Here is a 13,077-nt window from a genome sequence, read left to right as displayed (position 1 = left end):
AGGGGGCTGGGAGAGAATGAAATCCGATTGGCAACGCGCGCTCACAGCGCTTCTGCTGGCAACTGGCCTTGGCACCGGCTTGGCCGGTTTCGCGCCTGAGCTGCGCGCGACCGGGCTCGTGGCTGCGCGCCCGGCCGCTGCCGAGACAGAATTGCTCTATTCCATCGTCAATATCACCGAGGATCTGGGCGCACGCTCCGCCTGCCCGCTCGATCTCGCTGCAGCGCGCGCGCGCATCGAAACCGGACTGCGCGCCCAGGCGCTCAAGCCGGTCTTCAGCCCGGTTGCCGAAGGGCCCGGCGTGTTGACGCAAGAGATCGCGGCACAGCGCATCGCCGCCGATCGCGGCACAATCTGCGGCTGGACGGCCAGCGCCCATTTCAATGGCCGCCGCGGACCGCTTCGGCGCGACCGGGCCGGACATTCCTATTCCAGCCTCGAAGCCGCCAGCCATGATGTGCCGCCACTGCTGACGGCACATCTGCGTTGACGCGGCGTGATCACCCGCTGAAAGCCCGCGCCAAGATTTTGCGCGCCCCTCGCCTGAACGGATGCCAATGAGCTCGCAATTCCCGCCGATTGAACCTCACCGGACCGGCCAACTCGCCGTCTCCAGCGGACACAGCCTGTATTGGGAGCAATGCGGGGCGCCCGCCGGCCTTCCTCTGCTGGTTCTGCATGGTGGGCCCGGCTCGGGCTGTTCGGAGCGCTTCCAGCGCATGTTCGATCCGGACCGCTTTCACATCACCCTGATGGACCAGCGCGGCTGTGGCCGCTCGACGCCGCACCTGTCGCTGGACGCCAATACGACCGCCGATCTGGTCAGCGATATCGAGGCTCTGCGGACCCATCTCGGGCTTGAGCGCTGGATCGTGTTCGGCCCGTCCTGGGGCTCGACGCTGGCTCTGGCCTATGCCCAAGCCTTCCCCGAGCGGGTCAGCGCGCTGGTGGTTGGCGCCGTCTTTCTGGCAACGCCCGACAATCTCGACTGGTGGCACAGCGAAGCCGGTGCGCCGCGCTTCTTCCCGGAAGCCTTCGCCGATTTTATCGCGCCAGTGCCGGAGCGCTTCCGGTCCAGCCCGCCCGCGATCATGGATTGGTGTTTCGAGGACATGCAGCGCGAGCGGGCGGATGGCCTTACGGCGTTGAGCCGCTTGAGCGATCCCAAGGCCAGCTTGGCCGAGCTGCGGCAATCGACGCTGTATCGCTGGACCGAATATGAGGATCGCCTGTCCTGGCTCGATCAATCGGCGGACGTTACGCGGACCGGCCTCGCCGAGCGCGGCCCGGACTTCGTCGCCGCGCATTCCCTGATCGAGGCGCATTATTTTCGCAATGGCTGTTTTCTCGAACCCGATCAGCTGATCGCGAATGCGCATCGGCTGGCGGATATCCCGATGCAGATCCTGCACAGCCGATACGACATGGTCTGCCCACCGCGCGGTGCAATCCGGTTGGCGGCGGCCTGTCCACATGCGGACCTGCACATGGTCGCGGTCAACGGGCATGCGATGACGGATGCTGTCCTGGGTCGGCTGAATGCCGTAATGGCCGGGGTCCAGGGCTAGGCGTGAACTCTCATGAGGTCGCTCCTTCGGGCTGAAGCCTTGAGGCTGGTTGATGTGACACAATCAGCGACAAGGAACGACCCGGGTGAACAACCATGGAAATGCCGGAACATAACTTTTCGCAGGCCGTGATTGTGAAGAGGCGCCCGTCGGGTCAATGCGTCGGGATAATAGCCGGTTCTCCCCAGATGCACCAATCGGCAACCGATTGGCCCGCAGGTCCCGGATCGCAGACCAGCGTTAGCGTGAAGGCCTGGTCGAGTCCTGCCGGGAGGGGGAAAACGCCACCATGCCAGCCCCTATCATTCGGGTTGTTTCTTACATCAAGAGATTGATCGAAAACGGTGTAAGTCTCGCCCGATTGCAACTCGTGCGCCGTTACGATGAATCGCGTGACGTCGGCGCCAGAATAGTCGTAGACCTCCTCGTGAACGGCGACGTCCAATCTCAGGGCAAGACGGTCATGTGCATTGAACGGGCCAAAGGTGTATTCCGCCGGCGGGGCGGTAAAGAGGGACATCTTGGAGACGCCCTGGACGCTGATCGGCGATACGGGATGCGAATCTAAATCGACCGGCTGATGGTCCAGATAGTGGAGCATCACTGACTGCTGATCGCCAAACCGGTAGGCGACGTAGCCGCGACAACCCAGTGCAATAACCGAAACCGCCAGCGTGATCGCCGTTGAGGCGATCAGCATTTTCCTTCCCATATGCGAGTTGATGAAAGCAAGGGCGGACACGAACAAAATCGGAATAGCGGCCTGCCACCCATGTAGCAGGGGCGGGTTAGGCACGCCGAAAAGCAATGTCACGGCGGCGGCGGGAAGGAGCACGGCGAACAGCATTAGCCGCGAAAATCGCAAGGGGCCCACGCATATTGCGGCAGGCAGCAGCAGAAAGGGAATAATTCCGATGGCCGACGCAAGGTGGACGCTGAAAAGCAGGTTAAGACCGTTAAGGGAGTTATGCTCTAAATCCATGAAATTGAATGAAAAAATAGTTCCGATATTGGCCAGTTTTATCTGAATTTGTTGGATGAGGGAGAGTCCAAGACCCGCATTCTGAGAGAGCAGGTCGGCTTCGATTTTTAGGCCGTAGCGAGTCCATATAAACCAAGGCAACAGAATGGACACGACGCAGGCTGCGGAAAGGCTAAGGCTCCTGCCGTTATCGACGAAGGATTTTTTCGTTCTGTCCTTCAGATAACCAGAAAGGGCTTCGGTGAACAGGTACATGCAATATCCAGCGGTGAACAGAATTGCATAGGAGTGCGCCCAGTAGGCGAGCGCGGCGAGGCTGGCGATCAGGAACGCTTGCCTGCGTTCAAGGGCGGCAATAAACGCCGTTGACAAGATGAAGGCCGCCAAACTCTTGGGCCAAGTGAATATCGTGTGCAGGATGAAATAGGGAGTCACCGCGAACCCGAAGATCGCCAGCGGGATTGCGTATGGCACGGCGTAGAACTGGAGCAATAGGATAACAGCGATGATCAAGGCGGCGTTCGCCGTGATCGCTGTCGCCAAATAAACCGAAAAGCTTCGATCCGTTATGAGAGCTTCCAAGTCCGGCCAGTCAGTTCCGACATAGTGCAAGGTTGGAACCGTGTCCACATGATCGGCGCCCCCCCCCAATATCAACCTATAGGGCAAGTAGATCGCGGACATCAGCAGTGGCCGGTTCGAAACTTCCTGACCGGGCGCAAGCGGACGGACGTCGCGGAAGGACAAATTTCGCGCCATCATTTCGCCTGCCATCGCAGGCAAGGCGTTATCTGCTGGCATGTCCCCGACCAGGAACTGGACGCGCACGGGGAGTGTCCAGTTCTTGTAAACATAGGGTCCATCTTGGAGCCAATTTGGCTGGCTGGGTTCGACATGTGCAAGACAAAAGAGAATGGAGGACGCCCCGAGCCATACGAGTACAACCGCTTTGGACTGCGCCGCCAAATATCTCAGCGGCGTGCCCATGCGGCGATGGGCGAAGACCGCCAGCGCGTTGATTGCAATAACTCCAAGCGCCGCCCAGAAAATACTCGTGAGATGTGTCACCCAAAGCAAGCCGCCAAGAAAACCGTTGGCGACGAACCCAGCGATGACGGCATAGGCGAGTATGGTCCGGGATAAACGCAGGCCCCGGATCGCGTAGACGGCCGCGAAACCCGTATTCAGCGTTGTGCCCGCCATTATCAAGATGGCGAGTAGTCCGGCCAGAAGGTCCATCAAGATCACCCTACTTTGATTATCTTTGTTGCAGTTTTCCTGGAGGCGTCGAAGGTTGGAATGGCGCTCCTGACGATTGCCAGCAATTGTTCGGCGCGGCGGGCGAATGTGTGGTCCTTCAGGCAACGCTTCTGGGCGCGCTTGGCGATGGCCATCGCTTCCAGCGGATTGTTCATCAGGTAATCCAACTTTTCCTCCAGTTCGAAGACATCGTTGAACGTGACGATTTCCTTGTCGGGTTCAAAGTAATCGGCAAGGAAGGCGCTGGGCTGATAATAGAACTGCACGCATCCAGTCATCGCCGCCTCGAAAGTTCGCGGGCCCGGCGTCACAGATTTGAGGCCGCGAGTCTCATTGGCGTAGGCATGATCGCGACCGATGTTCAACACGACCTTGGAATTGTGGTAGTAATCCAAGATGACATCTGCAGGAACGCGGTGGTTTTGAACAATCCCGTCTGGAGTTTGAGCCCAGTTGTCCCCCAAGATCCGGGAATTGTATCGCGCAAATATATCGTGCGCGTCCACGATGATTCTTTGCCGAATCTTGAAGCCAACCCCGCAGAAGAAGATGTCGAGCGGTCGGGCGGTGAAGTTCACCAGGGACTTTGCAATACGCTCCGGAGCCGCCAAAGGCAGATGAAACACTTGGTCGCGCGGATAATATTTTACAGCGTATGCATCATTGCTGATGATGATGTCAGCGTATTGCGTGAACTTGCTGTTGGCGTCAAATTCGTAGGGATCCTCGACTGTCCAGAAGACAAATGTCACGCCCGCCCGTTTGCACGCTTGGGAAATAGCCGAATAATCACCGCTCGAATGCAAAGCCGAGCCGATCATGACCAACAGGTCGGGCACCTTGCGCGTCAAAAAACCCGGTAAGGCGGAGTATGGGCAGACCTGAACCTGATCCTTGCCAAGAACAGTCTGGAAGCCCTCCGCAAGAGAGTCTACCAGACCGCGGTTGACGTTAAGGCGTTCTGGAAAACTGCTGGATACACATATTTTTACCATGGCTGACCCTTTTCGAATGTGCAGCTGGATATTGGTGCCCAACAGAACCGAAGCGGGCCTCTCTCAACACGCTTCAGATGGAGGCTTCATCTTTGGATTTTGCCTTAAGGATTGGGGGCTTGGCACGTGGCTTCCGCTTCTTGGTTGTTCGGTTGATGATTGGCGCGAGAGTGGGAGCTGTGTCCGTCACCGGCTCGCTACCGAGAGCGGCGCCCCCATCGGCGTCAATTTCTAGCGCATCGAGCGGACTTTCAACCTCATAGAAGACGCCCAGGCCTTTCAAGCCAAAAAACACCTCATAACGGCCTTGAGGCAGGCCGGGCAGCCAGATGTTTGCCTCAAAGCCCGATTGCCGCATGCCCTCGACGCCGAAGTGCTCGGCGACGTCGGGGCGGGGCGTCGGGCCAGCTGCCATTTTGTAATTTTCAGGACCACGCAAGAAAATATAGGCACTTTCGATGTCTTGCGGCAGCTCCAGCCTATTGAACCAGCCGCTGACGTGCAGGCGCTCTGGTTGCAGCGTGACCTTGGAAGTCGACCCCAAGGGATTGCCGAACGCATTGCTCGCTTTAACGGAAAGTTCATCGACGACCACAACCCCACGGGGAATGTGCATCTTGCGAGATTCGGATGGGCCTTCGATCAATGGGACGTCTACCTGGATTTGAGTCGTTTGGCCTGCAGTGGTTGGAATAAGTAATACACCGAATTTCGAACAAATTAGAGCCAACGGGAAGGGGAATAGAACTCGCCGCCCATGCCGCACGAGGGAAAGTTCAAGCGAATAGACTCCAGAGTCGAGCATTTCCACGGGCAATGGTTCTGTTGCGTATCCGGTGCACGCTTGACCGGGGAAGGCTTGCAGCAGATCCGAACGCTCGTTCAGAGTGACGCGGCGCTGAATCATGTCTCCATTTGCCGACCGGGCAAGCAATCGGATGTCATCACACGCGTCCAAGGAACTCGACTGCAGCCAGCCTACAAGCGATAGCCCGGTGCGCGCCGGAGGCAGCTTCAATGGCTGCAGCCGACTGTCGCCCAATGGCTGGCCATCATGAATGATATGATCCACATGCAGGAAGTGAGATGTGTCAACTGAAACTCGCCCGTCCGAAAACTCTTTCTTTAGCGCCCGGAAAGAATTCCAAAGAGGGTTCATGTGGGGGCGTAGAGGACTTGGCAGAGGCGGTCCGGGGACATCGGCGGGGGTCGTCCAGTTTGGAGAATTGAGTTTGACGTTGGCGAGTCTGATGTCGACTGGTGGCAGGTTTGGCGAGCGCCAGCCCCCCCCGGCGGGGCGGGCGGCGGGGTGGGCGTTCAACAGCCTGGCGTAAATATCTCGTAGGGCGTTGCAGTGTTGTTCGGGCGTTAACCAGAGATCGGGGGTAATATTCGCGCGTATGTCATCCAGCAACGACCGGTCAGCTTCCATTTGCTGCAAAAGCTCCACGATCTCGCCGATCCCGTGGGGCGGGACAGTAAAACCATTGACGTTCGGTTTGATGCGGTCGGCGAGCGCGCCAATCTGAGTTGCGATGGGCACAACGCCAGCGCGCCAGGCTTCAGATAGAGTGATGCAGTAAGTCTCCGGCCAGATAGAGATTATCAGGGCGACATCGAACTCCGTCAGATCAAGTTCGCCAGGTGAAAAGGCGCCGCGAACCTCAACATTTTGAAGCTTCAGGTCCTTGAGAACCGGGTGATATTCCGCATCTATTCTCCCGCATATCGTGAACTTGATGTTTGAGTCGCACAGCATGCCGGCGGCGGCCAGGAAATCGTCCGCACCTTTGATACGCGAAAAATTACCAAAAAAGACAACGCGCAGCGGCCGAGCTTTTGCGCCTTCAATTTCCCGCTTCGTTTCTTTTCGCGCGGAGGGAACAAACGGCGTAACATTTGGCAAGGACGGGCCAAGCTGGGTGAGAGAATCGCCCTCGGCCAATTCTGGATAAACGCTCGAAAAGACCCGTTGCGCAGAGGGAGTGTTTGCGATGACATGGTCGAACGCCTTGATGACCTCGCGGGCCAGATAGCGGCGATATGCTTGCGAACCGTCAGGCACCCCCTCCCCGGACGACAGGCAATTGTCACATAACGAAAGGGGATGGTTTGCGATGTCGCAATACTCGTTCCGCGCGTTGAGCAGATTGAACCGGGAACAGACTATATAGAAGTCGTGCGTGGTGAATACTGATGGAATTCCCTGCAACCTGGAAATCAGCGGCAAGGTGATCGGATGGTGGATCAGATGGTGGTAGTGGATCAGCTCGATTTCATAGTCGACCAGCAGGCGTGAGAACGCCCCCTCGATCACCGGTTGACTCATGATCCGGACGAAATCCATCTCTGGTGCGTGAACGCGATGGAGTGGCCTGTGTCTATCGTCAGTCAGAATGAATTCCAGCACCCCAAGCTTCTTGGCCTGCGGGTTGGGCCGGTAGTAGAAAATTTCATATTCGTTTCGAAGCTCGTTGGCGACGGTTTCCTGATAAACTTCCACCCCGCCGAAATTGCCGTTCGCGATCGTGTTGTGCGTCACGAACAAGAGGCGCGGCTTGTGAGGCGCCCTTGTGCTGGCCACGGCGGGATTCTCGTCTGGAAGCGCGTCCAATCTCTCGAAGATCTCTCGAACTCGATTGGCGTATAGGTGTTGGGCCCGGGTGTGCCTCTGAGCGGCACGAGCCATCTCGATGCGCTTCTTGGGATTCGCCAAACGGTCGCGGATCAGGTCGATACAATCGTTGAAATTGTTGAAGACATCGACTTCCAAACCCGCCTTGTAATATTTGTCCACGGGGGTTTCATTGATGTCGATCAATTGGTAGCCACCCGCAAGGCCGACCTCAAATAGGCGCGGGCCCGGCGTGCTTGCGCAAGGGTTCAGACCGTCTCCCGAAAATTCGCGATGGAGGGTGAGATTGATCCGGGATTGGTTGGAAATTTCCGCAAAGTCGTGGTGAGATACTGAACCCACATACGAGCTGTCGGGAAGGTCCAGGTAAGATGCTGGCAAGAATTCATTATAGTGAAGCACGAAACGGTGCTTGAGATCCGGCATCACGCGCATGAGTTTCCTAAGAAACTGCACGCGATTGGGCCACGCCGAGCCAATGAATGATATATCGTACTTGTATTGGGAATTGTTGGAGGGAATGGACCTGACTTCCTGATCGGGCGACGCCGCCAGCGGCAGGTGGAAGGTGTTGTCCGGGTAAGCCGTGACACTGCCTTCGTCGTTAGTGAAGACGAGGTCAAACAACGAGGCCAGTGGAATGGTGCGGTCGCGTTCGTACGGGTCATCGAACGTCCACAGCACCATACGCTTCACCAGGGGGCGGACTCTGACCAAGATATCAAAGGCGATGGCTTCTCCATCCACGGCGAGGCAGATATCAAAATCCGCCTTTCGAGCTTCGCCGATCAAGTCGGCATACCCTACGAGCTTCACTGCAGCGACTCGCGGGTGAGCGGCCAAGGCAGCTTTGATACCGAGTACGATATAGTGGTTTGGATTCTCATGCTTGGTGTCAAGCAATAGAATTCTCAATTGACGATCCGAACCACCAGGCATCCAGCGCCCTCCCCGCATGCTTCACCAGCGCAAGTGGGTACAGTAAAGAAACCTAGAACTCAATAAGGAATACAGCGGCTTGAACAACCGTTGACAGATCAATTTCGAAAGTAGTTGGGTGATTTCAGTCCATTACAACTCACGACTCAATCCCGTGTGTCGAAATAGGAGTTTCGTGACAGTTTGGACCAGGACCACGCAGGCGGACTATGCCCGGCGCTGAGGGCGTTGCAATGGCAACATGTTCCCACACGAGACCCGCCCCAAAAATGTGAGCCTCTCGTGTGAGCCTCTGGATGGATTGTAGGAATTTTGCACTGCGAAGCTGGCCATTGAATGAGTGGACGCCGGCAATAATTGACGTTAATCCTGCTCTGGCTGGAGAAATCAGCGCAGCGTCATCTCCTCCGCGATCCGACCGGACGCAGAGCTTCTTGAAGTGGATTGCTTATGAGTCAAGTTGCATTTTACGCGACCCGTCACGGTTTATTTGCGCATTACGAATCAGACGCATGTATTGGCGCCTCGCTCAGACAGTATGGAGAATGGGCCGAGAGTGAAATTTCACAGATCCGCCAGTACTTGAAATCCGGGTCATTTGTAATCGACGTTGGCGCAAATGTCGGGACTCACTCGGTCGCTTTTGCTCAACATGTTGGATCGGAGGGGTTTGTCATTTCTGTTGAAGCCCAGCCGGAAGTTCACGTTTTGCTCGCCTCCAATATCGTCATGAACCAAATGCAGGGTCGGGTGGTTGCGTTGAATGCGCTCGCGAGCAGCAAGCAGAACGTTTCCCCCTACGTCGCTTCACCAGACAAGAACAGCGAAAATTTTGGCGCAGAAAGCTTTACGGTGGAACGGGAAGCGGTCGTCTCCAAACGCGCCGTCATGACAAGCTTGCCGGTGATCCGCATCGACGACATGAATCTCATCAGATGCGATCTGATCAAGATTGACGTTGAGGGAATGGAGTTGGATGTCCTGAATGGCTCTGTTGAGACAATCAAGCGTCACAACCCCATTATATATTTTGAACAGAATAGCGATAGGAATTTTGCTGAAATTCACTCGATGCTCAACAAGATCGGGTACAAATTATACTGGCACGTATCCAACCCGTTCAACACAAGCAATTTCCAAAACAACACAGTGAACATATTCGGCGGCGCCGTGGAGCTCAATGTTCTGGCTTTGCCGACGGGAATTGAGATGACGACGGGGCTGCCAGAAGCCCAGAGCGGCAAGTTTCAGCCTCCGCTGCCAACCCACGCCGAGGGTCTTCCAGGTGAACCCGTGCCCGAGGGGGAAGCTGCGGACGTCAGTGCGAACTTGAACTGGGTTCCTGCGAAATCTTTAGAAACGGTCAAAGCAGAACTGGATGCTCTACGTGATGACCGGACAGAGGCACAGAACGTTATCGAATATCAGCAGGCAATGATTGAGAACGCTCGCCGCGCGCTCAATCCTTGAGTTTTCGCTTTGCCCGCTGCCCCTCACAATTTCCCATTAGGGAGGCGATTCTGGTGTATTCTTCTCTCATTCACGGCCATAGCCGCAAGATTTAAACTAATTGAGGCCTTCGGTCGGGGTGATAACACCCTTTGCGTAGGCAACAACGGCGTAGACATCGTCGACGGTGTCGGCGGCGACATTGCGCAACCGGGCTATGAGCGTCGAGATGGCCTTTTCGATAGGTTTGAAATCCGTGCATTAGCTACAGCCGGCCCGCGCCGACAGCCCATACGCCGTCGGGCACGGTAGCGAATTTGTGCGCGGGCAGATAGCGCACCACACGATGTCAGCATGCGACCGTTCCGATACCAGCACGCCTCATCCGGGACAGCAGGGTTTCGCCATTCATGTCCTATCAACCACGCTTGGCGCAGCAACACAGTAGAGGCGCAGCCCAGCGGTGAGTAGGATTACTTTCCGATGCTCATGTCGGTCCGCTGCGGGACAGCGTTGGCCGAGCTGGGCCCGGTCCCGCCAGACGTTCCATTTGCCTGGAAACGACGCTCTCGTCGACGGACGCAGGCATTCCGGCTCAAGGTTGCGGTGACCCACCCGGCGTTGATGGAGATCCGGCCGGTCCCGTTCGCTGGCATCGCCTACCACATTTATTACGATTCAGTCACACTGATCGCGGACAGACCAGAGCGGGCTTGGCCGGACGTGCAGACGGTGGGAGCCCATTATCAGATGGTTGCATCAGATGGTTGCGTCAAGTGGGAAATTTGGTCAAATGAGGCTTGAAATGCCGGTATTGAGATAATTTGTGATTGTGAGCCTCGCTTATCGTGGTAAAAAATAATCTAACCCGTTCGGGCACCTGGTCCAGCTCGGTCAAGGCGCAGGCTATTGCCGCATCGGCACTTGGGTGGTATTCCCCCGGTTCATTTCGTCCTGCGGAAAAGACCGATGGTTTAAAGCGCTCCAACAACAGACGATCGAGGTTGGGCCTTCGTATTTCGGATTGCGTTTGAATATGAGATTTTGACTGAGCACGATCATGACCCCCTCTCAAATCAAGATAAAGCAAGGCTTCGCGGAGACGCGGACGTTCCGCGATTGCTGGGTCGCATTGGGAACGAAATATGATGTTTGAGGCACCAGGAAGCAAGTTTGACAGGTCAGTTCGATTTTATTCAAAGCTCAAAGCTTCAATCGTATCCCCTGCCAATAATCGATCAACTTATTTTGCACAGACCACATACAGAGCATTGGATCAAGCCAATCGTAATGTTGAAGTCATGGTAGTTACTGGCAGTTCCAATGATGAGGGAAGAACAACCGCAATTGCGCTCTCTTACATTGATAAAACTATCTACAAGTCATGCATTCAACCCGACATATCTTTGGCGCGCGCCGTTGCAACCAAAAGCGTGATTGACCTTATTTTTCGATGAGAGCTGCGGTGGCGTGAGGAATCGAGTGATTGGCGAGACGCTTTCTACGTGATGCCAATTTTTATTTAACAAACTGCACTGAGTCGGAATAGATAGCGCGCTCGAGTTGTTTGCGCATAGTCTTTCATTATTGAGATGGGGTTAGAACACAAAATGGTTCGAGTTGCGCTGGATGATCTCCTCGGAGGTTTTAGTCGCTTTGATGTGGCGTGTTCCCTGGCTTGGAGCGACCTCAAGGCTCGTTTTGAGCGGACGCTTTTGGGCCCACTTTGGGTGGTGGTCTCCAATATAATGTTGGTGGCTGGCATAACCGTGGTATTCGGCGCACTCTTTAATAACCCGATACGCGAGTATGTTGTGTATGTGTCGTTAGGAATATCCATCTGGACATTTCTATCTACAGTCACCGCTGAAAGTCCAAACTACCTCGAAATGGGTCGGGATATTATGTTCACATATAATTTGCCATGGAGTCTTCAGATATTGAGGCGCATATTAGTGCAAATATATATATTGTTGATACACATGGGTGTTTTTCTCGTTGTTGCACTAATCGCCGGTGTGAACTTCACCCCCATCGCCCTGCTATCGGGTGTTGGACTACTCGTTTGCATAGTTTTTGCATACGGATTGGCATTGGGTTTTTCCTCGCTCGGGGTCCGCTATAGAGACCTAGCTCATGCGATCGCGTCAGTAATGGTCTTCTTGTTCTTGTTCACTCCTGTTTTTTGGACAGTTAGCTCTCTTGGCGAGTCACGGATGTCCGTTGCGTTGTTTAATCCAGTATATCATTTAATTGAAATTGTTCGGGCCCCGATAATCGCTCCTGGGACGGCAGGATTGAGTTGGATTGTGGCATGTTGTAGCACAGCGGCCTCACTGATTTGGGGAGTTTTGGTCTATGCGTCACGGCGTCGAGATCTAGCGGCATGGATGCAATGATGGGAATTATAGAGATTGAAAACGTTTCGCTGCAGTACCCTGTTCGTATCGGCGGGCGAGAGCGTTCGATTATGGCCGCAGCAGCGGCGACGGCCTCTTTTGGGCGGATAGCGGGGGACGTTAAGACTGTTCCTCAAATTGAAGCCGTGCGTGATCTGAATCTCTCAATCGCATCCGGGGAGAAAGTAGGCCTTATTGGCCGCAATGGATCGGGGAAGTCGACGGTTCTACGTGCCATCGCCGGTCATCTTTACCCTGCGTCTGGGAGAATGTCTGTCAACGGGGACGTTACAGCGTTGTTTTCACTTGCAGCCGGTGCGAATGGCGACAGAACAGGGCGTGATAACCTTAAGCTAATGGCAAGGTTGTTGAAAATAGCAGCTGCCGATCAAGGGGCTTTCGAGAAAGACGTATTTGAGTTTACAGAGTTGGGTGAGTTTTTTGATTTGCCCATTCGAACCTACTCTGCCGGTATGTTGATACGGTACCTATTTGCCGCCATGACATACTCAGTGTCGGAAATTCTGGTCGTCGATGAAATCATCGGCGCCGGAGACTCTTTCTTTTTCACAAAGGCAAAGGCCCGCGCAGAGCAAATATTCAAAAAGTCAAATGTCTTCGTAATGGCGACGCATTCTGAAGAAATACTGGTTGAAATGTGCGACCGGGCCATACATTTGCACCGGGGCAGGGTCGTCGACGATGGCAAACCTGCCGAGGTATGGAGAAGGTATGCGACGGGCGAGTGCAGTTAGCGGCCGGTCCGAAATTTGGACGAAACATCGGCCCCATTGTGGTTCGCCTCGCGCGTTGAGTCGGGGCTTGTCAGGATTTCGGATCGCCACTTTTG

Annotated in this window: 8 protein-coding genes; 5 read left to right on the top strand and 3 right to left on the bottom strand. The window is 55.3% G+C overall.

The window, feature by feature from the left end; all coding sequences use genetic code 11:
* The first annotated feature begins 16 nt into the window (after positions 1-16).
* Together AAC029_RS06630 and pip are read left to right on the top strand one after the other, a co-directional pair.
* The gene (locus AAC029_RS06630; protein ID WP_339745397.1) at positions 17-490 is read left to right on the top strand and encodes a hypothetical protein; all 474 of its coding nucleotides are present in this window, start codon (positions 17-19) and stop codon (positions 488-490) included.
* 67 nt (positions 491-557) lie between these two features.
* Entirely contained in the window at positions 558-1,568 is a 1,011-nt protein-coding gene (pip, locus tag AAC029_RS06625; RefSeq protein WP_339745394.1) for a prolyl aminopeptidase, read from the top strand.
* Positions 1,569-1,722: 154 nt separating this feature from the next.
* Here pip and AAC029_RS06620 read toward each other — a convergent pair whose 3' ends face one another.
* From AAC029_RS06620 to AAC029_RS06610, 3 genes are read right to left on the bottom strand one after another with little or no spacing between them, the layout of a single operon-like run.
* Complete coding sequence (locus tag AAC029_RS06620; RefSeq protein WP_339745392.1) at positions 1,723-3,789, bottom strand: hypothetical protein; 2,067 nt, start codon at positions 3,787-3,789, stop codon at positions 1,723-1,725.
* Positions 3,790-3,794: 5 nt separating this feature from the next.
* Positions 3,795-4,847, bottom strand: a complete 1,053-nt coding sequence (locus tag AAC029_RS06615) for a glycosyltransferase (RefSeq protein ID WP_339745389.1) — start codon at positions 4,845-4,847, stop codon at positions 3,795-3,797.
* A gap of 31 nt (positions 4,848-4,878) precedes the next feature.
* A complete protein-coding gene (locus AAC029_RS06610) occupies positions 4,879-8,379 on the bottom strand; it encodes a glycosyltransferase (RefSeq protein WP_339745387.1) in 3,501 nt (1,166 codons plus the stop codon).
* A gap of 450 nt (positions 8,380-8,829) precedes the next feature.
* On the opposite strand from AAC029_RS06610, the gene AAC029_RS06605 reads away from it, so the two are divergent.
* The 3 genes from AAC029_RS06605 to AAC029_RS06595 all read left to right on the top strand — a co-directional run bounded on the left by AAC029_RS06605 (position 8,830) and on the right by AAC029_RS06595 (position 12,982).
* A complete protein-coding gene (locus AAC029_RS06605; RefSeq protein ID WP_339745385.1) occupies positions 8,830-9,849 on the top strand; it encodes an FkbM family methyltransferase in 1,020 nt (339 codons plus the stop codon).
* A gap of 1,124 nt (positions 9,850-10,973) precedes the next feature.
* Entirely contained in the window at positions 10,974-11,285 is a 312-nt protein-coding gene (locus AAC029_RS06600) for a glycosyltransferase (protein ID WP_339745383.1), read from the top strand.
* Positions 11,286-12,214: 929 nt separating this feature from the next.
* On the top strand, positions 12,215-12,982 hold the full coding sequence (locus AAC029_RS06595; RefSeq protein WP_339745380.1) for an ABC transporter ATP-binding protein: 768 nt from the start codon (positions 12,215-12,217) through the stop codon (positions 12,980-12,982).
* Positions 12,983-13,077: the final 95 nt, after the last annotated feature.

Source organism: uncultured Maricaulis sp. (genome assembly GCF_963975345.1).
Lineage (GTDB): Bacteria > Pseudomonadota > Alphaproteobacteria > Caulobacterales > Maricaulaceae > Maricaulis.
Note: the sequence above shows the minus strand (reverse complement) of the source record. Positions and strands in the feature narration are given on the sequence as shown.

Bases quoted from the DNA above. Each gene is read 5' to 3' on its own strand.
- AAC029_RS06630 (WP_339745397.1), top strand. From the start codon at position 17: ATGAAATCCGATTGGCAACGCGCGCTCACAGCGCTTCTGCTGGCAACT.
- pip (WP_339745394.1), top strand. From the start codon at position 558: ATGAGCTCGCAATTCCCGCCGATTGAACCTCACCGGACCGGCCAACTC.
- AAC029_RS06620 (WP_339745392.1), bottom strand. From the start codon at position 3,789: ATGGACCTTCTGGCCGGACTACTCGCCATCTTGATAATGGCGGGCACA.
- AAC029_RS06610 (WP_339745387.1), bottom strand. From the start codon at position 8,379: ATGCCTGGTGGTTCGGATCGTCAATTGAGAATTCTATTGCTTGACACC.
- AAC029_RS06605 (WP_339745385.1), top strand. From the start codon at position 8,830: ATGAGTCAAGTTGCATTTTACGCGACCCGTCACGGTTTATTTGCGCAT.
- AAC029_RS06600 (WP_339745383.1), top strand. From the start codon at position 10,974: ATGATGTTTGAGGCACCAGGAAGCAAGTTTGACAGGTCAGTTCGATTT.
- AAC029_RS06595 (WP_339745380.1), top strand. From the start codon at position 12,215: ATGGATGCAATGATGGGAATTATAGAGATTGAAAACGTTTCGCTGCAG.